This window comes from Candidatus Endomicrobiellum cubanum (genome assembly GCF_031278955.1).
Classification (GTDB): domain Bacteria; phylum Elusimicrobiota; class Endomicrobiia; order Endomicrobiales; family Endomicrobiaceae; genus Endomicrobiellum; species Endomicrobiellum cubanum.
Map to the genome: position 1 here is coordinate 1 of NZ_JAITJM010000012.1, position 22,988 is coordinate 22,988.

Below are 22,988 nucleotides of genomic sequence, written 5' to 3' on the forward strand. Positions count from 1 at the left end.
GTCTAAATATTTATTTTTTATATCTTATTACATAATTTGCGCATAAACAATTAAAACCTGGTTCGCCCTGTATATATGGAAAGAGATAGATAGGGAACCCAAAAGGTTAAGTCAGGTGAAAGCAATATAGAAGATTTTAGGAAAGTAATTTTAGAACCTGACTTGAATAAGGAAAAATACAAGAATTTTTTAGAATGATAATAAAGAGTCAACTGCTATGGACTTAAGTCCATAGCAGTTGACTCTTTATTAAATGCATGTTTTTATCTTTGTCTAAAAGTACAATATGTTGTGAACTACTACACTTTATGGACAGAAAAAAAAATATTTGGTATAATTTTGTAGTTAATATTTTTTTATAGTAATTAAATTAGTTAAATAATAAGAGGTAATAAAAGATGGCATTTGTAAAAAAAGATGTAGTTGAACAGTATAAAACACATGAGACAGATACAGGTTCTCCTGAAGTTCAAGTTGCTCTTCTTACAACAAGAATTAAGTATCTTTCTGAACATTTTAAAAAATTTCCTAAAGATTTTGCTTCAAGAATTGGATTCCTTAAGATGATAGGGCATAGAAGAAGATTGTTAGATTATATTAAAAAGAATAATAAAGAAAGTTATACTACTTTGATTAAAAAGTTAGATCTTAGAAAGTAAATTTGTATATTAAATTTAGCACAAACCACAAAGGATGCAAGGAAACGCTTTATAATGGTATAGGCGTTTGCTTGGATCTTTTGTGTGGTTGGCGTTAGATAATGGAGTTAAAATGGAATATTTAAAAAAAGAGATGGACATTGCTGGTAAAAAAATTATTGTTGAGTCTGGCAAAGTAGCAAAACAAGCAAGTGGATCTTGTACTGTAAGAGTTGGAGATACTATTGTATTAGTTACTGCTGTTGCTGCAAAAGAGCCTAAGCTTGGTGTAGATTTTATGCCTTTAACTGTAGACTATAGAGAAAGAACTTATGCTGCTGGTAAAATACCGGGAGGTTTTTTTAAAAGAGAGGCAAAACCAAAAGAAAGTGAAATTTTAGTAAGTAGACTTATAGATAGAAGTGTTAGACCTCTTTTTAGTGAATATTGGAGAAATGATACTCAAATTTCTGCTATTGTGCTTTCTCATGATGGGGAGAATGATGCTGATTTGCTTTCCATTATAGGTGCCTCTGTTGCTTTATATACTTCAGATTTGCCTTTTGCTATACCAGTGGCTTCTGCTAGGATAGCTAAAGTTGATGGAAGGCTTATTATTAATCCAACTATTTCAGAACAAAAGCTCAGTGTCTTAGATTTAGTAGTAAGTGGAACTCAAGAAGCTTTGACTATGGTTGAGGCGGGAGCTCAAGAGATTTCAGAAGAAGAGATGTTAGAAGCTTTAAATCTTGCTAAGGATACAATAAAGGAAATTTGCTTATTTATAAAATCTCTTCCAAGTAAGGTTAAAACAGAAGTTTCAGAGCCTGTATATAATGTAGATTTAAAGAAAGATATAGAATCCGAAGCAATTTCTAAAGCACAAGAAGCTGTTACAATAAAAGAAAAAGGTGAAAGAGACTTTTTTTGGTCGTCGTTTAAAAAAGATATATCTGTAAAAATGATTGAGAAATATCCACAAGAAGACCCATCTATAATAAGCGTTATATTGAAAGATGTTTTTTATAGAAAAGCTAGAGAACTTGTCTTAAATAAAAAAGTACGTACTGATGGGCGTGGTTTGGAAGAAATAAGACCTATAACTTGTGAAACAAATATTTTACCAAGAGTACATGGTTCTAGTTTGTTTACAAGAGGGCAAACCCAAGCTTTGGTAACTGTAACACTTGGTACTCCTGGAGACATGCAGATCATGGATGAGCTTGTAGGAGAATATAAAGAGCGTTTTATGTTACATTATAATTTCCCTGGTTTTTCAACGGGAGAGGCTAAAGGCGAAAGATTTACAAGTAGAAGAGAAATTGGCCATGGTAATTTAGCAAAAAGAGCTTTAAAAGCTATTTTGCCAAGCGAGCAGGATTTTGGTTACACGATAAGAGTTGTATCAGACATACTAGAGTCAAATGGTTCTTCTTCAATGGCTTCTGTATGCGGAGGTTCTCTTGCTTTATTTAATGCGGGTGTTCCTGTAAAAGCTAGTTGTGCTGGTGTTGCTATGGGTCTTATGAAAGAAGGAGATAATTATGTAATTCTTACAGATATTATGGGAATGGAAGATCATTTGGGAGATATGGACTTTAAAGTGGCAGGTACGAGAAATGGTATTACTGCTCTTCAAATGGATATAAAAATTTCTGGTCTTACAACAGAAATTATGGCTCAAGCTCTTGCGCAAGCTAAGAGAGGAAGATTTTTTATATTAGATAAAATGGATGCGGCGATCTCTATACCAAATAATAAACTTTCTAATTATGCTCCACGTATTGCGACCTTGTCAATTCCTCAATCTAAAATAGGCGAACTTATAGGTCCTGGTGGGAAAAATATAAGAAAGTTGCAAGAAGAAAACAATGTAAAAATAGATATAGAAGAAACTGGTAAAGTTTTTATATCTGGTACTGATACTGGTGTGGATGTGGTAAAAGAGTATGTTGAGTCTATGACTGTTGAAGTCGAAATTGGTAAAATATATAAAGCAAAAATCACAAAAATTATGGCATTTGGGGCTTTTGCAGAATTTTTGCCTGGTAAAGAAGGGCTCATACATATTTCTCAACTTGCAAGTGGACACACTAAAAAAGTAGAAGATATTGTTAAAGAAGGAGATGAAGTTAAAGTCAAAGTTACAGAGATAGATAAGCAGGGAAGAATAAATTTGAGTATGAAAGCAGTTACTAACTAACTTGCTTGAATGTCGTTGGGTTGTTTTTAGAACATAGTTGCAAAATTAAAAAGGATTAATATGGCTAACGATATTAAAAGCAAGGTGAAATCTCTTTACGCAATAATGAAGGAAGAAAAAATTGGTGAACTTGAAATAAGTTCAAAAGATTATAGTATTTCCATAAAGCGCAAAAGTAATAAATCTCCAGTAATGTCGCAAGTTAAACCTGTTGTAGAGCCTGAAGTTTCTGTTGTAAAAGAAGAGCAAAAGCAAGATAAAGCTTTAGCTGAAACAATAAAATCTCCAATAACTGGTGTCTTTTATGCATCTCTATCACCGTCTTCTCCTGTATTTGTCAATGAGGGGGATATTATAGAAGTTGGAGATACAATTTGTATAATTGAAGCCATGAAAGTTATGAATGAAGTAAAAGCAACATTCAAGGCTAAAATAGTTAAAGTTCTTACTGAAAATGCTACTTCTGTAAACTTGGCACAGGATTTATTTGAAGTTAAAAAGATATAATGGTGAGTTAAATGCAATCAAGTATTGGTTTGTTAGCAGGTGATATCTGGAAGTATTTGATTGAAAATGGAGATTCTTCTACAATAAAAATTAGAGTTAGTTTAGGCATTTCAAATACTATGTTATATTTAGCTTTAGGATGGCTTTCAAGAGAGGATAAAATTAATATTATACCTATGGATTATAGTTATAAAATTTCTTTAAAATAGTTTCCTCTATGTTTTAAAAAGAGGTCATTTTAGTGCCGAAAAGAAAAAAAAATAAATTAAAAGAACAAGAAAGTATTAAAGTGAACAGGGAGATGTCAGCCCTGTTTTTTGCTTTATTGTCTTTTTTAAGTACTTATGTTTTTGTTGTTCCAGAAAGGTCTGGAATAATTGGACATGCGTTTTTTGTAATTGTTTTTAGTATATTCGGTATGGCTTCATACGCATTATCATTTATATTTTTTTGGTATTTTATTATATACATAAGACAATCTATAAAAATAAAAGAAAGAATAGATTTTATTTTTGCTGTACTTTCATTAATTTCTTTATCGATATTGTTTGAATCTATGCGATTAGTATTTAAAGTGAGACTTTTTGGTGGTTGGATAGGTGTAACTTTCTATCCATTTTTTGGTGAAATGTTTGGAGATGCCCTTTCATTTATATTGATTTTTGTTATATTTTTTATAATTAGTGCTAGTTTTTTAAGAATTTCTATAGTTAGTTTGTTGTACAATTTTGTAAAAAAACTTATAAAAGATATAAAAGCTTCTAAACATACAGAAAGTATATTACAAAAGCAAACAATAGAAACTTTTGACCAATTTATAAAACCTAATATTGTAAATAGGAGTGAAAGAGAAGATAAAAAAATTACAGAAATAGATAATAGTGCTGTTATTAAGCAAGAAAGTCTTAACAGTAAAAGTTTTAACTATAAGTTGCCTCCAGTAGAACTCCTAAAAAACGATGCAACATCGAATTTTTTTACAAGCAAGGACGATCTTCTTAAAAGAGCAGAACTCCTAAAAAATACTTTACGTGATTTTGGTATTGATGCTGAAATTAAAGATATCATACCAGGTCCTGTAGTAACAAGATATGATTTAGTTTTAGCACCTGGTGTAAGAATACAAGTACTTTATAATATAGCAGATAATATTTCTCTTGCTATGAGGACATCATCAATAAGAATAGTTCCTATACCTGAAAAAGCTGTTGTTGGTATAGAAGTACCAAATCCTCAAAGTACAGTAGTTGGCCTTAGAGGGATTTTAGAGAGCAGAGCTTTTATAAATGCTAGTTCTTTACTTTCTTTAGCTTTAGGAAAAACAATGGATGGTATAGGATATGTAACAGATTTAGTGCAAATGCCTCATTTGTTAATTGCTGGAGCTACAGGTTCTGGAAAGAGTGTAGGAATACACACAATAATATTATCTATTTTATATAAAGCTAGACCAGACGAAGTAAAGTTTTTACTTATAGATCCTAAACGTGTAGAAATGCCAATTTATAGAGATATACCTCATCTTTATAATCCCTGCGTTAGTGCAAGTCAAGCAGATATTATAACTAATCCAAGAGAAGCTTCTGTTGCTTTAAAAAAATTAGTTATAGTGATGGAAGAAAGATATGAAAAATTTGCAAAGCTTATGGTGAGGAATATTGAAGAATACAATTCAAAAATGATAGAAACTTCTGGAGAAAAAGAATTTTATATAGTTGTTATTATTGATGAGCTTGCAGATTTAATGTTAATAGTCCAAAAAGAAATAGAGGATTCTATACAACGTTTAGCTCAAATGGCAAGAGCAGTGGGTGTACATCTGATTCTTGCAACACAAAGACCATCAGTTAACGTCATAACAGGTGTTATTAAGGCCAATTTTCCAGCTAGATTATCGTTTCAAACCACATCTAAAATAGATTCTAGAGTAATTTTAGATACGCTTGGAGCTGAAGCTCTTATGGGAAAAGGCGATATGTTATTTTTACCTCCAGGTGAGGCAAGGCCTACCCGTCTTCAAGGTGCTTTTGTATCTTTACAAGAGGCAGAAAAAATTATTTCTTTTATTAATGCTCAAAATTTTCCAAAATTTTACGAACCTATAATTACAGAAGTTGATGCTAAGAGTAATGTTGATTTAAATAAAGAAAAAGGATCGGATATAATTTCTGCTTTAAAATTAATAAATGAGCGAAAGAGAATATCGCAAGATTTATTAAAAGCTAATTTTGGAGGATCTGCTCGAGCTACAAATATATTAAGTATTTTGGAAGTAGAAGGATTTATATCAAAGCCAGAGGGTACTAATAAGTGGCATATAGATTTTGATAAAATATCCAAGTATTTAGAGAATGTTGGTAATTAAAAAATGAAAAAGGGCAACATAACTCTAATAAGCTTATTTATGTTTTGTGTCTGTAATATTTTTGCTCAAGATTCAAATGATAGATTAAATCTATTATTTTCAAAAATAGAAAGTGTTTATAAATCTATAAATACTTTAAAAATTGACTATACAGAAGATATTCTTTTTGACTCTACTAATGAAAAACAAAAAGTTTCAGGTACTTTGTTTTTTTATAGGCCAAGTAATATCTATATATCTCACAAAACTCCAAAACAGCAAAAAATTTATATTGACGATAAAAATATAACAATATATAATTTAGAAAATTCTCAGGTTATTATTGACAGTTGGCAAAATGTTTTTGATGGAGATTTTTCTGTTGCAACTATTATAAATTTTGGCAATAATTTAGAAAAAATAAAAAAGACAAATGTTATAAGTATTTCAGGGGAAAACGAAAAGTATATAATTTTAAAAGCTGTTCCCATAAAAAGAAAAGATTTGGTCGTAGAAATATATATTTCTAAAACTACTATGTATCCTGTAAAAGCTATTTTACGTTCTTCTCTTGTAAGAGTAGAGACGATATTTGAAAGTTATGTAGTCAATCCTATTCTAGATAAGAAAAACTTTAAATTAAATGTCTCAAATGATGTCGAAGTAATAAGACTTAATTAGGAGATATAATGAAAGAAATAGGGAAAATGCTTAAAGAAAAAAGAGAGAAGTTAAATTTGTCTTTATCTGATGCACATAAAGCTACAAAAGTTCAAGAGAAGTATCTAAAAGCAATTGAAGGTGGCGATACTACTATTTTTTTTGCAGACGTATACTCCAAAAGTTTTGTAAGGTCTTATTCAAAATTTCTTGGATTTGAACCTGAAGAAATAATAAACATGATAAATCTTAAGAATAAAGAGAGAGCTTTAAAAGAAGATCCTGAAAGTAAAAGTATAAAAGAAGGTAATTGTAAAAATCAAAGTGATATAAAGAAATTGTTGATAATTTTAGGTATAGTAATCGCTGTTATTTTAAGTATTTTTATTTTGACTTTTGGTGGAAAGGTTATAAAAGAAGCTGAAAATTCTCATGATGAGAGTTATCAAGAATTATCTTCAAAGCAAGCTGAAAATGATACTCTGGAAGAAAGTGCTAATAGTAATGCCAATAATGAAGAAAAAAATGTGTTAGATAAACAAGAATCTGATATTGTATTAGTAGAACATGAACAGCAAGCGACACCGTTAAATAAACAAGAAGTTGAACTTGTAGCAAAAGATACTGTCTGGATTAGATTAGACAAAGATGGGAAAACTGTTTATGAGGGGAATTTAGGCAAGGGTCAAAGAAAAGTATGGAAAGCTGATAAAAGTTTTATATTAAAAGTAGGTTATGCTCCAGGGCTTAGAGTTTTCTTCAATGGAAAAGAAGTTGACATTACTAAAAATGCAGTTCAAGATGTCAATACAATTATTTTAGAGTAAATAGTTTAAGATTGTTGTCTTTAATAAAGGTAAGAGTTTATGCAAAAAATAGCTGTAATTGTTTTAGGTTGTCCAAAGAATGTTGTAGAAGTTGAATACTTACTGGGGATTCTAAATAGTAAAGGTTTTAAAATAACTAATGATGTTTATGATGCAGACATTGCAATAATACATACTTGTTCTTTTATAAAAGAAGCAAAAAAAGAATCAGAAGAAGCAATATACAACATTTTAAATATAAAAAAGAAAACTAATTTATTAGTTTATGTTTCTGGTTGTTTACCACAACTGTTACAAGATAAAATATTGAAACTATTCCCTGATATAGATGGTTTTGTTGGTACTGGGACATTAAAAAAAATACCTGAGTTAATTCTAAATAAAAAATTTGATAAAGGCCTTTTACCTCCAGGTGGACTTAATAATTCAAGATTTAGAATCCTTTCGTCTAATGTACCTTCAACATATTTAAAAATTGCTGAAGGTTGCCAGCATAGATGTAGTTTTTGCATAATTCCTTCTTTGAGGGGAAATTATGAAAGCAGAACAATAGATTCTTTAGTTACTGAAGCTAAAGCTTTAGTTGAGCATGGTGTTAAAGAACTTATTTTGATAGCTCAAGATACAACAAGTTATGGTAAAGATATTTATGGAACTTTTGTTTTAGATAAGCTACTTGCAAAACTTGCAAAGATTGATAACTTAAAATGGATTCGTTTGTTATATGCATACCCATCTAGTATAACTGACAATCTTCTTGACGTATTTAATGAATATAAAAATATATGTAATTATATTGATATTCCCATACAGCATATTAGTAAAAGTATTTTGTCGAGTATGAAAAGGCCATTAAATACAGCAAAAATTATAGAAAAAATAAAAACAAAATTGCCAGAAGTTGTTTTAAGGACTTCTATAATAACAGGTTTTCCTGGTGAGACAAAAAAAGATATTAGTGAATTAATTTCTTTTTTAAATAAAGGTGTTTTTCAATATGTTGGAGTTTTTGAGTATTCTAATCAAAAAGAATCTGAATCTTCAAAATTAAAAAAACAAATAAAAAATTCTGTTGCAAAACAAAGAAAAATAGAGATAGAAAATACACAATATGAAATTTTTAAGTCAAAAATTGCTAAAATATTACATACTAAAATAGATATTTTAGTTGAAAAATGCACAAAAGAAGTTGGTAAATACTGCATTGTAGCAAGAAGTTATTTTCAATCACCAGAAATTGACGGGAATATAGTATTAAAACAAGATAAACCTTTACAAATCGGGAAATTTTATACTTCTACGGTAACAGGATTAATAGGATACGATATAAGTGCAAAGATTTGAATTGTTTTTAGGGGAAATTTATGAATTTAGCAAACAAACTTACGCTAGCAAGAATATGCATTGTTCCTTTATATATTTTGTTAATGGAGTTAGGTGGTTTTATTGGTACAACTTTAGCGTTATTTTTATTTACCCTTGCTTCTATTACAGATTTTTTTGATGGTAAAATTGCTAGGAGGAATAAAACTGTAACTTCTTTAGGTATATTTTTAGATCCGTTAGCAGATAAAATGCTAATTTCTACATCTTTTATTTGTTTTACTAGTATTCCATTTTTAAGGGTCCCAGCATGGATGGTTGTTGCAATAATAGCAAGAGAATACTTAATTACAGGACTTCGTTCCATAGCAGCCTATAAAAATATAATGATTCCAGCTGATAAGACAGGAAAATTTAAAACTACTTTTCAAATTGTAGCTATTTTATTAATAAGTGTAATTCTAATACTAAATGAATATTTTATAGCTAATCCAACTTCTGTTTATTTAAATAAATATTTTTTGCAATATGCTAATTTTGTAAACAAAATTCCATTTTGGATAACTTTTACGGTAGTTGTTTTTACTGTAACTTCTGGATTAAATTATATGCGTAAATATAGAGGTTTATTAAATGAAAAATAAAATCGTATTGTTTTTATCTTCTGTATTTGGTGTAGGTTATGTAAAGCTTGCTCCAGGCACATTTGGAACATTGGCAGGGCTTGTTATTTGGGCTTTGTATGCTCCTGCTCAATATAATTTACAACTTTATTGGATAATATCAATTTTGGTTATTTCTATAGTGAGTTCCTCTTTAGCAGAGCAGATTTACGATGTAAAGGATGATAAGAGGATAGTTATTGATGAGGTTGCTGGCATTTGGTTTACTTTAGCGTTTCTTCCAAAGACTTTTGTGTTTTTATTTTTTGGTTTTGTTTTATTTAGATTTTTTGATATTAAAAAACCATGGATTATAGTTAAAATGCAAAATTTAAGAGGAGGGTTAGGTATTACAGCAGATGATGTAGTGGCTGGTATATTTGCAAACTTTATATTACAGATTATAAATTGGTATTTCTAAAAGCTTAACGTATATGCTTATAGCACCATTTATATTTGATTTTGTATAGTAGCAATATGATAATAATTAAGAATATGTTGTTTCATTGTTGCATGGGAGAATGTAGTGATAAAGATAAAAAAAATAATATCTGGTATTTTAGAAGTAAATTGTTACATAATTTACGATTCTGATACTTTACATGCTGTTATTGTTGATCCTGGCCAAGATGGCAATAAAGTAATTAATGAAATAGAAAAAAATTCTCTTGTACCTGAAATGCTCATTAATACTCATGGTCATTATGATCATGTACTTTCAGATGATCAAATACGTTTAAGATTTAGTATTCCTTTAGCAATTGCTAAAGAAGATTCTTATATGCTTACTGATGCAAATAAAAACTGTTCTTCTTTAGTTGCTATACCTACAACTGTGAAAAATGCTGAAATTTTTTTAGAAGATAATCAAGAGATAAAGCTTTCGTTTACATCCTTTAAGACTATAAGTACTCCTGGCCATACAAAAGGGGGAATATGTCTTTTATTTGATGGTTTTTTACTGACAGGAGATACTCTTTTTGCTGGTACTATAGGGAGAACTGATCTTGGTGGGGGAGATTATCAAGAAATGCTTAATTCTTTAAAGAGGTTAAAAGAATTAAATCCGTCTCTTATAATTTATCCTGGTCATGGTAGTATAAGTACCCTGGCAAATGAACTTAAACATAATCCATATATTGCAAGTTTATAAATTTATTAAAACAAGGAGATCTAATGAAGAACATTTTGTTGTCCATTCTTTTGTTAGTAGTTCTATTTTCAATAGGGTGTAAAAGGCAGGACATAAAACCTAACAATAATGATCAAGAAAATACTATTGAAACTGTTTCTTTTAGTGATGAACCATCAATAAGAGTTGATAGTGAAAGTGAAGAAGAGCTTAAAACAGTATATTTTGCTTTTGATAAAAGTGAACTAACTCAAGACTCTTTGGAAACTTTAAAAGAAAATGCTGCTTATCTAATGAGAAATAACAGGTCTAATGTTGTAGTAGAAGGCCATACAGACAATAGAGGAACGATAGAATATAATTTATCTTTAGGGCAGCGTAGAGCATTGAAAGTAAAAGAGTATTATGTGCAACTTGGAATTCTACCAAATAGAATAGCTACAATTTCTTATGGAAAAGAAAAACCAGTTGATCTTGAAAATAATGAGGTTTCTTGGTTGAGAAATAGAAGGGCTGTAACAAAAGTTTTAGAGAGTAAAAGATAATGAAATATTTAGTTGGAATTTTTTTATTATTTGGCCTATTTTTTTATAGCTGTGCAACTTATTCGTTAAAATCTAAAGATATTATAAGCCTTAAAGAAGATGTATCTCAATTGCAAATAGAAGATAGAGAACTCAAACAAAATCATGCTGATTTGTATGCTAAAGTGGATTCTTATTCCAATCTAATAGATACTCTTAATGCGAGTGTTTTGGAGCTGCAAAATAAAATCTCTTTTTTAAGTCAAATTATAAATGATCTAGAAACAAATTTAGATCAAACAAAGTCTGGGAATACTTTAATTCCATCTTCTTTATATCAAAGAGCATATGCTGATTATTTAACTGGTAAATTTGAACTTGCCTATTCTAATTTTAAGTCTTTTATAGAAAAATATCCTAACGCAGAACTTGCTGCCCAAGCTCAGTTTTATATGGGAGAATGCTTATATTCTCGTAATATGTATGTTGAAGCTATAGATGAATATAAAAAAGTTGAACAGAATTATAAAAAATCTAATTTTGTAGTAACCTCAAGACTTAAAATAGCTTTGTGCTATGAAAAAATTTCTGAACGTACTTCTGCTGTGAAAATATTTACATCTATAATTAGAGATTTTCCAAAAAGTCAAGAGGCTGTAACTTCTAAGGAGAAATTGAAAAAGTTTGATCATAATGCTCAAGAAAAATAGATTTTTTTCGTGCTTGCTAATTTCTTCCACACTACATGCGATTATTTTATGTTTTGTGTGGAGTATTGTTAAGAAGGATATTTATATATCTACTCCAATAGAGGTTGTTTTTTACTCTGAGTCAAGACAAATATCAGACCAATTTTTTGATACAACCAGTAGACATGAAGAAGAAATTAAAAATCCTTCTCTTGATAAAAATAATTTTGAGTCTCCTGGAGAAAAAGAAGAGATTGTAAAAGATGCCGTTATTGATAAAGATATTGCTACCATAGATAAAAAAGAGAAAATAAAAAAAATATCTGTTAAGAAAAAACAATCAAAAAATGGAAAAAAACTTTCAGATAATAAAGTGCCCAAAAAAGACGGAGTTAAATCGATTAGACAAACATCAGATGCCACTGGTATTGGCAATAACTCTAATATACAAACGTATAATGCTCAAGACAATGATTCTTCCAAGTTTGGGATAGGTTCTCAATATGAGAGTCTCGCTTTTGAGGATAAAAATTTTAAATTTTCTTATTACGCAAGCCAAATTGTTAGTAAAATTAAAAGAAGTTGGAGCTGGTCACTAAGCTATAGCAAATTAAAAGCCATAATCTACTTTAAAATACATCGAGATGGATCAGTTTCTGGTGTTTCGGTTAAAAAATCATCAAAAAATAGCGAGTATGATAAATTTGCAATAGATACAATAATTAGAGCTTCTCCTTTTCCTCAATTACCAGATGGATATAATGAGGATTTTCTTGGAGTATATTTTGAATTCGTAGCTAACTGATTGTTTTAGTTGGCACTAGGAGCAGAAACTAGCTATGAGAATCAATAAATATTTAATTTTTATCATTTTGTTTTTTTATTCAATTTGTTTTGCACAAAAAGATGTCTATTTGTCGCTTTCTGCTACAGCAAAAAGATCTGATATTGGTGTTGATGATTTTTTTGTTATTACTAGTAAAAATGAAAGATCTTTTAGTTACGCCAGATCATTACAAAGTACCATAGAAAATGATTTGGTACTTTGTAGATATTTTAATGTGATTAAAAATAAATCTGAAGATTTAAGTACCCAAAATAAAGAAAAGCTTCTTGCTTGGGAGCAAAAAGGTGTAACTGTTCTTGTTTGTGCCACTGTTGCAGTTGAAACTGAAAATATTATTTTAAATATAAAAATGTTAGATGTTGGTAGTGGTGAAACTATATGGAGTCACGAATATAAAAGTCAAATTTCTAAAATTAGATATTTAGCTCATCAAGTAAGTGATGAAATTATTAAACGCTTTACTGGCGAAATTGGAATATCAACTTCAAAAATAGTTTTTGTAAATGATAGCACAAGATTCAAAGAGTTGTATATTGTAGATTATGATGGCTACAATCTTAGAAGATTAACTAGAGATAAAAAAATTAATATTTTACCTAAATGGTCTCCAGATGGAGAACAAATAATATACACTAGTTATCTCTATAGAAATCCTGATTTATTCTCTTTAAACCTTGTAAAGAATAAACGTAGTATTATTTCAAAATATCAAGGTTTAAATGTTACAGGTTCTTTTTCACCAGACGGTAAAAAAATATTGCTTACTTTGTCTAGAGGAAAGTTTCCAAATCTTTATTTAATAAATATTAACGGGGAAATTATTCAAAAAATGACAAATGGATCCTATATAGATACAAGTCCATCTTTTTCTCCAAGTGGGCAAGAAATTATTTTTATTTCTGACAGATCAGGATATCCTCAGCTATATTTAATGAGTATTGATGGTGGCAATGTAAGACGGCTTACTACAAGTGGATTTTGTGATTCTCCAGCTTGGTCACCTAGAGGAGATAAAATTGTTTTTACAATGAGAAAATCTAAAAGTAATTACGATTTATACGTTTATGATTTGCCTACAAGTAAAATAATTCAACTAACAGATAATCAAAAAAGAAATGAAAATCCAACATGGTCGCCTGATGGGAGGTTTGTTGTTTTTTCTTCAACAAGATTCGGCAAGAGTGAAATTTATATAATGGCAATAGATGGGTCTGGAGTTAGAAAACTTGTAGAAATGCCAGGCTCATCTTATACTCCATCTTGGTCGCCTGTTTTAAAAAATGACTAAACTAAAAAGATACGGGTGTGTCTAAAACCTTTAAGAAGCGTATAAATGCTGTATTTTTGACAATGCAAGTTATTGTGTGATATGCAGCAGTGCCAAAAAAAGGACCAGTAAGGATACTAGGCAAAAGAATTTTTTGAGTAAGCAAAAGATAATAGTGTAGTTATATCTTATGGATGTGCAAGTCAAACAAGAGAAGTATCACATGAAATATGGAAGAAGAGATTCAAAGTATACGATAAAGATATTGAAATTAAGTATTTTTATATAAAAGACAAGTATGTATGATAATCATATACTTGTAACAAATCAGTATTTATCAGAAATAAAAAACTTTAGTGAGAAAGTAAAGACACTAGGGAAAATGCATATAAACGATCCTCTTATTATTGATATAATCAAAAGGTAAGTAACATATTCGAGGAGTTGAGATGAAATATAAGTCAGTCAACTTTTTTTTGATTTTACCGTTTCTAATGATAGTGACATATATTATTTTTAATAATCCAATTAATTTATACGATTTGGTAAATCAAAAGGAAATGTCTAATTTTTCTATAGTTTGGCCAAAAATAAGGATTCTTCTAGAGCCCATCTATTCTTTTATATTCTATGCTTTAACTTTAAACAGAAATTTTTATAAGCCTGTAATTATTTCTTGGATATTGTGGACTGTTAGTATTGCAATATTATATTCTTTGTTAAACAAACAAGCTTTATTGAAATGGTTGCATAATATATTTTACTCTTTAATGTTGTTATTTACTTTATTTTCTTTTGTTGCCTTAGTTCCTATACCAGGCCCTAGGTTAGAAAAACCTAAAAATTATGTTACTATTGATATTCATTCTCATACATTAGTATCACATGATAATGTTGCCCCAGACTATATAAGTTTAAAGGCACACATTTGGCAAGGATATGATGTGTTTTTTAATACGGAGCATAATCATTCAGATGGTTTTGCTAATTTTCCAAATAAACTTAAATATAAAATTGTTTATCCTGGAATGCAAATGCAAACAAAAGATAAAATATCTGTTCTTATGTTATCATCAAAGGAATTTAATGGAAATGATTATAAAAATTTGTCTTTAGAAGAACTGATTAGGAAAGCTCATAGTAATGGCATGATTGTCATTATGCCTCACTGGTGGAAATGGCATATAAAGACCTTTAGTGAGCTTAAAGATTTAGGAATAGATGGTTTTGAAATATATAATTGTGGATACAGAAATTTTGATATTAATGAACGTGATCAACTTATAAAATTTTGTATAAAGAATAATTTGCCAATGTTTGGTGTTACAGATTGGCATGGATGGGGTTATATGTCTGACGTGTGGACAGTTTTTGAAGGTGATTTATCTGTTAATATAGAGGAGCAACTTGCAAAAAAGATAAAAACTAATGTAATATTATATAGACAAGAGCAATCTGATTCGACTTTAAGGTTTGTTTTTGAGCCATTTTGCGCTTTTTATTATTATGTTAAGAATGTTCAATTAAAATATTTTGTATCTTTTATTATTTGGATTTTAGTTATATTTTATGTAGTCTTTAACAAATTTTTTAAATATATAAAAAAGTATCTTCCTTTATTTATGACTTTGTTATATTCTTTTACTATAGTTTATTTTTACATTATAGTAAAGAATATTAGTACTAATAATATAGTTATAAAGTCTGTAATACCTATGTTAATTACTTTTTGTTTATTATGGTTTGTTTTATGGAGACTAGATGATACAAACAAATCCCAAAAACACAAGATTTAAGTTTTTCTTTCCTTTATTTTTTTCTTATTTTTCATTTTGTGATGTTAATGATGATTTGGTTAAAGCAATTAAAAATAATGATTACAAAAATTTTGAAATTGCTCTTAAAAATGGTGCAGACCCAAATGCTAAAGATGCATATTCTTCTGTCCTACTTCTTACTTTATCTAATAGTCAAGAACAAATGGCTATAGATCTTATATCAAAAGGTGCAAATATTAATGATGGTTATAGTGTTAGCACAAATGCTATTTTTTTAGCAGTTAATAATAAACTGTCTAAGGCTTCTAATTTATTGATTAATTTAGGTGCTGATATCACACAATTACGTCAAGATGGGACTAATATATTAATGATGGCAGTTAACAGAGATATGCAAGAAGTTGCTTTAAATATTATTTCTAAAAAAAAATTAGATATAAATGCTGTTGACAAAGCTGGCGATACGGCTTTATCTTTAGCTTTAAATAAAAATTATTTAGAAATGGCCAAGATTTTATATAAGCACGGTGCTAAACCTAGAAATATGTTTGAGGCAATTCCCATAAAAGATATAGAATCTGTTAAAAATTTTATTGAAGATACTAGGCAGCTTATGTCAATAGATAAAGAGGGAAATACTCCATTACATACTGCTTATATTTATAGTAATTATGAAATAGCGCATTTGATTTTGAAGAAAAAATCTATCAATATTGATTCAGAAAATAAAAATCATTTAACCGCATCTATGATTGCTGCAATGAATAATGATTTAAAACTCATTAGTTTGGCTATGGGTTATGGAGCAGATATTTTGATACCAGATAGAAATGGACTTACTCCATTGATGTATGCTGTGTTTTATAGAAATTATGAACTAATTTGGAAAATTTTAGATTACAACAAACATGCTGCTTTTAGTATTGACAACGATGGTTCCAGTGCTTTTAGCTATGCTGTTGCATATAGAGATAAAAAAATTTGTCAGAAATTGTTAAAAATAAATGGTGTTATGAATCAAAGAAAAGCTAAAAGTCCATTAAGTATTGCTATAGCTAATCTAGATGAGAATATGGTTGAACTTCTTTTGAAAAACGATGTTGCAATAAATGTAAAAGACTGTTTTGATCTGATACCATTGTCTATGGCAATTAAAATGAATTCTCCAAAAATGGTAAAGTTTTTACTTGCTAAAGGTGCAGATCCACAATTAACAGATAGAGATGGGAAGACTCCTTTATATTATGCTCAAATATATGGAAATCAAGATATTTTAGATTTGCTAGATACCAATACAGAACGTCATGTTGATTATTATAAAAAGTAGGTCTATATGCTTAAAAAATTATTATATTTTTTATTTGTTAACGATACTTTGAAAAAAAACATTGTGTTTTTAAAGAAAATTCCTTTATTTACGGGTCTGTCTAAAAAATCTTTAGCAAAAATAGCTTTGTTAATTTTTAGAAAAGAGTATACTCAATATGAGAAAATTTATGAAGAGAATAAAGAAGCTAATGTTTTGTATATATTGAAAGCTGGGCAAGTCCGTATAACAGAAAAAAATTCCAGTAAAGTGCTTGAAGACGGTGATTTTTTTGGTGAAATATCATTAATTGGTAATTGTACTCATAAAAACAATGCATCTGCTTTAAAAAAAAGTGAGCTTTATCTGATTTATCGTGCTAAAATTGTTGATTTGTTTGAATCTGACAATAAAGTAGGATTAATAATAATGAAAAATTTAGCTAATATTCTTGCTAAAAAGCTTTAGGTTTTTAGAGAAATCCTTTAAATTTTTTTATTTGTTTAGATAGGAAAAGAAATGACAGAATCTTTAAAAAATAGAATGTTTGTTTTATTAATATTAGTTTTTATTATAGTTTGTTTATTTTTATATTTTGCAAGAGAAATTTTAGCTCCCTTTATTATTGCAGCTTTTATTGCATATATAATGTACCCTTTAGTTGTGAAATTAGAAGCTTACTGTATTAAAAGATGGGTTTGTGTTGTAATAATAGGAATACTTTTATTAGCTATATTGACAAGTTTGCTGCTTATTTTGATTCCCTTGTTAATTAGCGAATTTGATAAATTAAAAAATTGTTTTCCTGAATATTATGAATATATCTCAAACCATCTAGTTATTATCAAAGAAAAATTGGAAAATTCTCTCCCTGTATTAAAACGATATGATTTATATGATGTTGTTTTAATAAAAATAAAAGAGTTTTTTGTTTCTGAAGCTCAAAAAATTCCTAATTATCTTATAAACATTTTCTCTATTTTTTCAGCTATTGTGTTAATACCTATGCTTGTTTTGTTTATGCTTTTTAATGCTGATAAAAGTATAAATACATTAATGGCTATGTTACCGTCAAGACATATTGAAATTGTGCTGTCTATTGTTTATGAAATGGATACGCTTTTTGGTAGATTTATAAGAGGTCAATTATTAGAGGCTTCTTTTGTTGGAATAATGTCTATAATATTTTTAAGTGTTATAGGTGTAAACTTCGCACTAATAATAGGTATTGTAGCAGGTATTGCAAATATAATTCCCTACCTTGGTCCTTTTGTTGGTTTATTTGTTGCTTTATTAGTTGGTATATTTCAATTTCATACGATTGGCATAGTTGTCAAGATACTTATAGCTTATGCTATAATACAGTTTCTAGATAATAATTTTGTGCAGCCTATAGTTGTTGGGAGAAATGTAAATTTAGGGCCGGTAACTATGGTTTTTGCTATGTTAACAGGAGCACAGATATTTGGATTTTTGGGAATTATTTTTGCAGTGCCAATAGCAGCTATTATAAAAGCTATATTTATTATGCTTGTTCAGAAATATAAGACAGTGTCTGTATCTAGTATAAATGGGTCTGTCTAAAAAATGAGCTGGAAATAAAAGTTTATCTTAAGAGAGGGTTTGATGACTAAAAGAATTGGCGTCATAACTTCTGGAGGAGACGCTCCAGGGATGAATGCAGCTCTTAGAGCTGTTACTAGACGAGCAATTTCATTAGGTTATGAAGTTATAGGTATTAAAAGAGGTTTTAAAGGGTTGCTAGATGGTGAGTTTATAAATCTTACAATTCGTTCTGTGAGTGGAATAATAAATGTTGGTGGTACAATACTTCATACTGGAAGATGTCCTGAAACAAAAACTACTACAGGTATGAGCAAGACTGTTAAAGTAATTAAAGAGTTAAATCTTGAAGGACTTATAATAATAGGAGGAGATGGTTCCTTAGCTGCAGGGAATGCTTTGGTAAAAAGAGGAATAAAAGTTATTAATATTCCAGCCTCTATTGATAATGATATTTATGGAACGGATGAAACTATAGGATATGACACTGCTTTAAACACTGCTGTTGATGCTATAGATAAAATAAGAGATACTGCAACAAGTCACGATAGGATTTTTGTTGTTGAGGTTATGGGTAGAGAACATGGTTTTTTAACAGCAGATGTAGCTCTTGCTGCAGGGTGTGAATTCATAGTTGTTCCTGAAATAAGGGTAGATGTTAATAAGTTAGCTTTAGAATTAAAAAAAGGCAAAGAAAGAGGGAAAACTTCTGAAATTATTGCTTTTGCTGAAGGGTGTGGTTCTTCGCATAAGTTTGGAAAACAAATAGAAAAACTTACTAAACTTGAAGTTAGGGTAAGTACTTTAGGGTATATACAGCGTGGTGGAAGGCCAACAGCAAGAACAAGAATTTTAGCTTCGCGCTTTGGTCACTTTGCTATGAATTTATTTCATATAGGAAAAACAAATATTTTAGTTGGAATAACAAAAGCAAATTTGTCGGTTATTCCGATTGAGAACACAATAAAACACAAGAAAGAGTTTAATAAAAATACTGCAAAAGTTTTAAAAAACTTGGCAGTTTAAGTAGTGTTTGATCAATGTATATTTAATATATAAGAGGAAAAGTTATATGCAGGGAGTGTTAGCAAAAATTAAACGAGGAACAAATGAAATTATTTCAGAAGAAGGTCTTAAAAGAAAGCTTGCCTCTGGTAAAAAGCTTTGTGTAAAATTAGGAGTAGACCCTACAGCTCCAGACTTACATCTGGGACATACGGTTATAATAAATAAACTTAAAACTTTTCAAGATTTGGGACATCAAGTGGTATTTTTAATTGGCGATTTTACTGCTAAAATTGGAGATCCATCAGGACGCTCAGAAACACGTCCTATGATGGCAGATGAGCAGATAAAAGCAAATATCAAAACTTATACAGAACAAGTATTTAAAATTTTAGATAAAGAAAAAACAGAAGTTGTGTATAATAGCAAGTGGATAAATGAGCTTGGCATTACTGGATTTATGAATCTCATTGCAAAAAGTACTGTAGCACAGATGCTTGTAAGAGACGATTTTAAAAAAAGATATACTGAAGATAGACCTATAAGTATAGTTGAGTTTATGTACCCTCTTTTACAGGCATATGATTCTGTAGCACTAAATGCAGATATAGAGCTTGGGGGTAGTGATCAAAAATTTAATCTTCTTCTTGGTAGACAAATACAAAGAGATTATGGGATAGAAGATCCTCAAGTTGTAGTAACTATGCCTCTTTTAGAAGGGACAGATGGGATAAGAAAGATGTCAAAATCTTATAATAATTACATAGCTTTAAATGATTTACCTAAAGATATGTTTGGAAAAATAATGTCTATTTCTGATGAACTGATGTACAAGTACTATGAGCTTCTTACAGAAAAAGACTTAAGTGAAGTTAAAAATATGCACCCTAGAGATGCAAAAGTTGATCTTGCTTGCCAGATAGTTGAAAGGTATTATAGTAAAAATGAGGCATTAGATGCCAAAGAAGAATTTAATAAAGTTTTTACAAAAAAAGATGTACCAGATAATATAGAAGAATATATTTTAGAGCCTAATAATTTAAAACTTTCTAATATTTTAGTTAAGAGTTCTGTTGTATCAAGTAAAAATGAAGCAAGGCGTCTAATAGAGCAGGGGGCTGTAAAAATAAATTCTAAAAAAGTAGAAAATGATTTTGTAATAAATGACAATAAAGGATTTATTCTTCAAGCTGGAAAAAGAAGATTTAAAAAAATAGTTCAAAAATAATTTTTGGAGAAGGAGATAATGAATGAAAATTAAACAAATTGAAAGTTTTCTATTAACATTTATGTTATCTTTTATGTTGTTTGCGTGTTCTGGACCACAGGTAACTAGAATAGACTCAAATGAAGAAGTTGATTTAAGTGGATATTGGAACGACACAGACTCTCGTTTGGTAGCAGAAGAAATGCTTAATGATTCTTTCGCTAATACGTGGCTTGCTGATTTTAAAAAGACTAACGGCAGAAAACCTAGAGTTATAATAGGTTTGGTTTTAAATAAAACAGAAGAACATATAAGTACAGAAACTTTTGTTAAAGATCTTGAAAGAAGTTACATTAATTCGGGAAAGGTAACATTTGTTGCTTCAAAAGATCAACGTGTTGAAGTTAGAGCAGAAAGGGCAGACCAAGCTGTTAATTCTAAAGCTGGGACGGCAAAAAATCAAGTACAAGAAACAGCTGCAGACTTTATGTTAAAAGGTCAAATAAATTCTATTTTTGATGCAAATAAAAAAGCACAGCTTAAGTACTACCAGGTAGAACTTGAGCTTATAAATTTAGAAACTAATGAAACTGTTTGGATTGGCCAGAAAAAAATAAAAAAAGTAGTTTCAAGAAAATCTTATAAAGTCTAAAATTAAAAATGTGCAACTCTATACAAGTAAATAATATTATTAGCCTTGGGTTGCTTGTTTTTTCTAGTTTGTGTTTTTTTAGTTGTGCTTCTAATATGACGGCTTACTACGGTAAGCTTAGAACAAAAATAGATGCTGGAGATTACCAAGGCACTACAAAATTTGTGGATAAGTCAAAGGGTACATATGGAAGTAAAAATATGCTCATGTACTTTTTTGATTCTGGTATAGTAAACCATTTTGCAAAAGATTATGACGCAAGCTCTAAGAAGTTTGAAGACGCAAAAAATCTTTATAGCCAGTACTATCAAAAAAGTATTTCTGCAGGTGTAGGGTCTATGTTTTTTAATGATAGTACGATTCCATATTATGGAAATGATTTTGAAAGAGCACATGTATCTATTTTTGAAGCATTAAATTATATTTTACAAGGTCGTGACAATGAAGCAGTTGTTGAAGCGCGTCAAATAGATACTCTTTTTAAAAATTGGGCAGTTGAACAAAACTATAAAAATTTTTATAGGGATGATGGTTTTATAAGATATTTTATGGGGCTTGTGTATGAAAATGCAGGGTATTTAAATGATGCACATATTTCATATTATAGAGCTTTACAAGCTTATAAAAATGGGATACTAACACTAAAAATTCCGTCAGATCTAATTGATGATGCATACACATCTGCTCTTACTCTTGGGATGATACAAAGAGCAAACGAAATAAAAAATAGTTATCCTCAAGCTAAAAAGCGCATTATTCCAGATGGGTTCGGAGAGTGCGTTATAGTTAGCTATAATGGTTTTGTTCCAGAAAAAGTTGAAAATATTTTGGAATTTGCTCTAGGTAAAATTTGGGGATATGTTAGTAGTGTTGAGGTTGATAATGACCAAGAAGTACAAGATTTCCAAAAAGCAAAATCTATAGGAGTATCTCTTTTTGCAAACGATTATATAAAGGTTTCTTTTCCAAAATATAAGGATATAGAAAACAAAATAGTTGCTTTTAATGTTAACGTTGAAAATAAAGAAATTAGAAGTGTTTTAGTACAAAATATTGGCGTTATAGCTAAAAAGGTTTTAGATGATAAGATAGGTACAATATATGCAAAAACTTTAGCAAGAGCTGCTGTAAAATATGTTATAGGCAAGTCAGTTTCAAGAAAAGTTGAAGAAAGTTCTGGAAGTACCTTGGGGGTATTGTCCCAAATCACATTTAATTTATATAATTCCTTATCTGAACAAGCAGACAAGAGGGCTTGGAATACCTTGCCAGATACAATTTTAATGGCTAGGTTTTATTTACCTAAAGGCAAGCGCAATATTACTATTAATTATTTAGATAAAAATGAGAAAATTATAAATTCTCAAGATGTTGAAGTAGATATTTCTGAAGCTAAAAAGAATTTTTATGTTGTAAGAGCTTCTGTGATGGAATAATATAAGCTAAAATACCATGTTTTTATATAATACACACTTGATTTTTTTATGTTATTTAACTAATATGCTTCTATATAAATTTGACAAAATAATGTAAAACATATAGATCTAAATGATTTCTCAAAATATATGGCTATAAATAAAAATCCTTATTCAAATATGTATTGCATTTATTAAAATCTATAAGAGAATTTGAGTATTTCAGCTTCTTATACTTCATTTGTATCCCTTGCAAACTCATACATTTTGAGAGTAATGAAAATGCCCTATAATGTATATTATGTTTTGTTCAGGAATGTCTGCATTAATGTATCCTGAAACTTGGTAATCTAAAATACACTTCCCGCAAACGTTGTAATAGGTAATAATCTAGTCCCTAAACCAGCGGCCAAAACTATAGCTAAATTCATATTTTGAT

23 protein-coding genes are annotated in these 22,988 nt (G+C 29.3%); all 23 read left to right on the forward strand.

Annotation, left to right across the window (positions count from 1 at the left end):
• The first annotated feature begins 398 nt into the window (after positions 1-398).
• The 23 genes from rpsO (at position 399) to LBD57_RS01000 (ending at position 22,570) form a co-directional block, all read left to right on the forward strand.
• Positions 399-659 (forward strand): 30S ribosomal protein S15, encoded by a 261-nt coding sequence (rpsO, locus tag LBD57_RS00890; RefSeq protein WP_373469464.1) that lies wholly within the window; start codon positions 399-401, stop codon positions 657-659.
• Positions 660-771: 112 nt separating this feature from the next.
• Complete coding sequence (locus tag LBD57_RS00895) at positions 772-2,841, forward strand: polyribonucleotide nucleotidyltransferase (RefSeq protein WP_373469465.1); 2,070 nt, start codon at positions 772-774, stop codon at positions 2,839-2,841.
• A 60-nt stretch (positions 2,842-2,901) separates the two neighbouring features.
• Positions 2,902-3,348, forward strand: a complete 447-nt coding sequence (locus LBD57_RS00900) for an acetyl-CoA carboxylase biotin carboxyl carrier protein subunit (RefSeq protein WP_373469466.1) — start codon at positions 2,902-2,904, stop codon at positions 3,346-3,348.
• Positions 3,349-3,359: 11 nt separating this feature from the next.
• On the forward strand, positions 3,360-3,557 hold the full coding sequence (locus LBD57_RS00905; protein ID WP_373469467.1) for a winged helix-turn-helix domain-containing protein: 198 nt from the start codon (positions 3,360-3,362) through the stop codon (positions 3,555-3,557).
• A 32-nt stretch (positions 3,558-3,589) separates the two neighbouring features.
• The gene (locus LBD57_RS00910) at positions 3,590-5,713 is read left to right on the forward strand and encodes a DNA translocase FtsK 4TM domain-containing protein (RefSeq protein WP_373469468.1); all 2,124 of its coding nucleotides are present in this window, start codon (positions 3,590-3,592) and stop codon (positions 5,711-5,713) included.
• A gap of 3 nt (positions 5,714-5,716) precedes the next feature.
• A complete protein-coding gene (locus LBD57_RS00915) occupies positions 5,717-6,373 on the forward strand; it encodes an outer membrane lipoprotein carrier protein LolA (RefSeq protein ID WP_373469469.1) in 657 nt (218 codons plus the stop codon).
• Between the two features lie 8 nt (positions 6,374-6,381).
• A complete protein-coding gene (locus tag LBD57_RS00920; protein ID WP_373469470.1) occupies positions 6,382-7,179 on the forward strand; it encodes a helix-turn-helix domain-containing protein in 798 nt (265 codons plus the stop codon).
• Between the two features lie 39 nt (positions 7,180-7,218).
• Positions 7,219-8,523 (forward strand): 30S ribosomal protein S12 methylthiotransferase RimO, encoded by a 1,305-nt coding sequence (gene rimO, locus LBD57_RS00925; protein WP_373469471.1) that lies wholly within the window; start codon positions 7,219-7,221, stop codon positions 8,521-8,523.
• A 20-nt stretch (positions 8,524-8,543) separates the two neighbouring features.
• A complete protein-coding gene (gene pgsA, locus LBD57_RS00930) occupies positions 8,544-9,146 on the forward strand; it encodes a CDP-diacylglycerol--glycerol-3-phosphate 3-phosphatidyltransferase (RefSeq protein WP_373469472.1) in 603 nt (200 codons plus the stop codon).
• Complete coding sequence (locus tag LBD57_RS00935; RefSeq protein WP_373469473.1) at positions 9,136-9,585, forward strand: phosphatidylglycerophosphatase A; 450 nt, start codon at positions 9,136-9,138, stop codon at positions 9,583-9,585. The genes pgsA and LBD57_RS00935 overlap by 11 nt, the downstream gene beginning before the upstream one ends.
• 105 nt (positions 9,586-9,690) lie before the next feature.
• Complete coding sequence (locus LBD57_RS00940; RefSeq protein ID WP_373469474.1) at positions 9,691-10,317, forward strand: MBL fold metallo-hydrolase; 627 nt, start codon at positions 9,691-9,693, stop codon at positions 10,315-10,317.
• Positions 10,318-10,340: 23 nt separating this feature from the next.
• Entirely contained in the window at positions 10,341-10,841 is a 501-nt protein-coding gene (locus tag LBD57_RS00945) for an OmpA family protein (RefSeq protein ID WP_373469475.1), read from the forward strand.
• A complete protein-coding gene (locus LBD57_RS00950) occupies positions 10,841-11,530 on the forward strand; it encodes a tol-pal system YbgF family protein (protein WP_373469476.1) in 690 nt (229 codons plus the stop codon). Before LBD57_RS00945 ends, LBD57_RS00950 begins: the two co-directional genes overlap by 1 nt.
• Positions 11,514-12,314, forward strand: coding sequence for an energy transducer TonB (locus LBD57_RS00955; RefSeq protein WP_373469477.1), 801 nt, complete (start codon positions 11,514-11,516; stop codon positions 12,312-12,314). The genes LBD57_RS00950 and LBD57_RS00955 overlap by 17 nt, the downstream gene beginning before the upstream one ends.
• Before the next feature lie 34 nt (positions 12,315-12,348).
• Entirely contained in the window at positions 12,349-13,644 is a 1,296-nt protein-coding gene (tolB, locus tag LBD57_RS00960; protein ID WP_373469478.1) for a Tol-Pal system beta propeller repeat protein TolB, read from the forward strand.
• 428 nt (positions 13,645-14,072) lie between these two features.
• A complete protein-coding gene (locus LBD57_RS00965; protein WP_373469479.1) occupies positions 14,073-15,419 on the forward strand; it encodes a PHP domain-containing protein in 1,347 nt (448 codons plus the stop codon).
• Positions 15,385-16,728 carry an ankyrin repeat domain-containing protein gene (locus tag LBD57_RS00970; RefSeq protein ID WP_373469480.1) on the forward strand — a complete coding sequence of 448 codons (1,344 nt, stop codon included), beginning with the start codon at positions 15,385-15,387 and terminating at the stop codon, positions 16,726-16,728. Before LBD57_RS00965 ends, LBD57_RS00970 begins: the two co-directional genes overlap by 35 nt.
• Positions 16,729-16,734: 6 nt before the next feature.
• Positions 16,735-17,175: a cyclic nucleotide-binding domain-containing protein gene (locus LBD57_RS00975; protein ID WP_373469481.1), complete on the forward strand. Its 441-nt coding sequence runs from the start codon at positions 16,735-16,737 to the stop codon at positions 17,173-17,175.
• 51 nt (positions 17,176-17,226) lie between these two features.
• Entirely contained in the window at positions 17,227-18,291 is a 1,065-nt protein-coding gene (locus tag LBD57_RS00980) for an AI-2E family transporter (protein WP_373469482.1), read from the forward strand.
• A gap of 42 nt (positions 18,292-18,333) precedes the next feature.
• The gene (locus LBD57_RS00985; protein ID WP_373469483.1) at positions 18,334-19,296 is read left to right on the forward strand and encodes an ATP-dependent 6-phosphofructokinase; all 963 of its coding nucleotides are present in this window, start codon (positions 18,334-18,336) and stop codon (positions 19,294-19,296) included.
• A 46-nt stretch (positions 19,297-19,342) separates the two neighbouring features.
• Entirely contained in the window at positions 19,343-20,503 is a 1,161-nt protein-coding gene (gene tyrS, locus LBD57_RS00990; RefSeq protein WP_373469484.1) for a tyrosine--tRNA ligase, read from the forward strand.
• Positions 20,504-20,525: 22 nt separating this feature from the next.
• Positions 20,526-21,134, forward strand: coding sequence for a penicillin-binding protein activator LpoB (locus LBD57_RS00995; protein ID WP_373469485.1), 609 nt, complete (start codon positions 20,526-20,528; stop codon positions 21,132-21,134).
• Between the two features lie 8 nt (positions 21,135-21,142).
• Positions 21,143-22,570, forward strand: coding sequence for a COG3014 family protein (locus tag LBD57_RS01000; protein WP_373469486.1), 1,428 nt, complete (start codon positions 21,143-21,145; stop codon positions 22,568-22,570).
• The last annotated feature ends 418 nt before the right edge of the window (positions 22,571-22,988 follow it).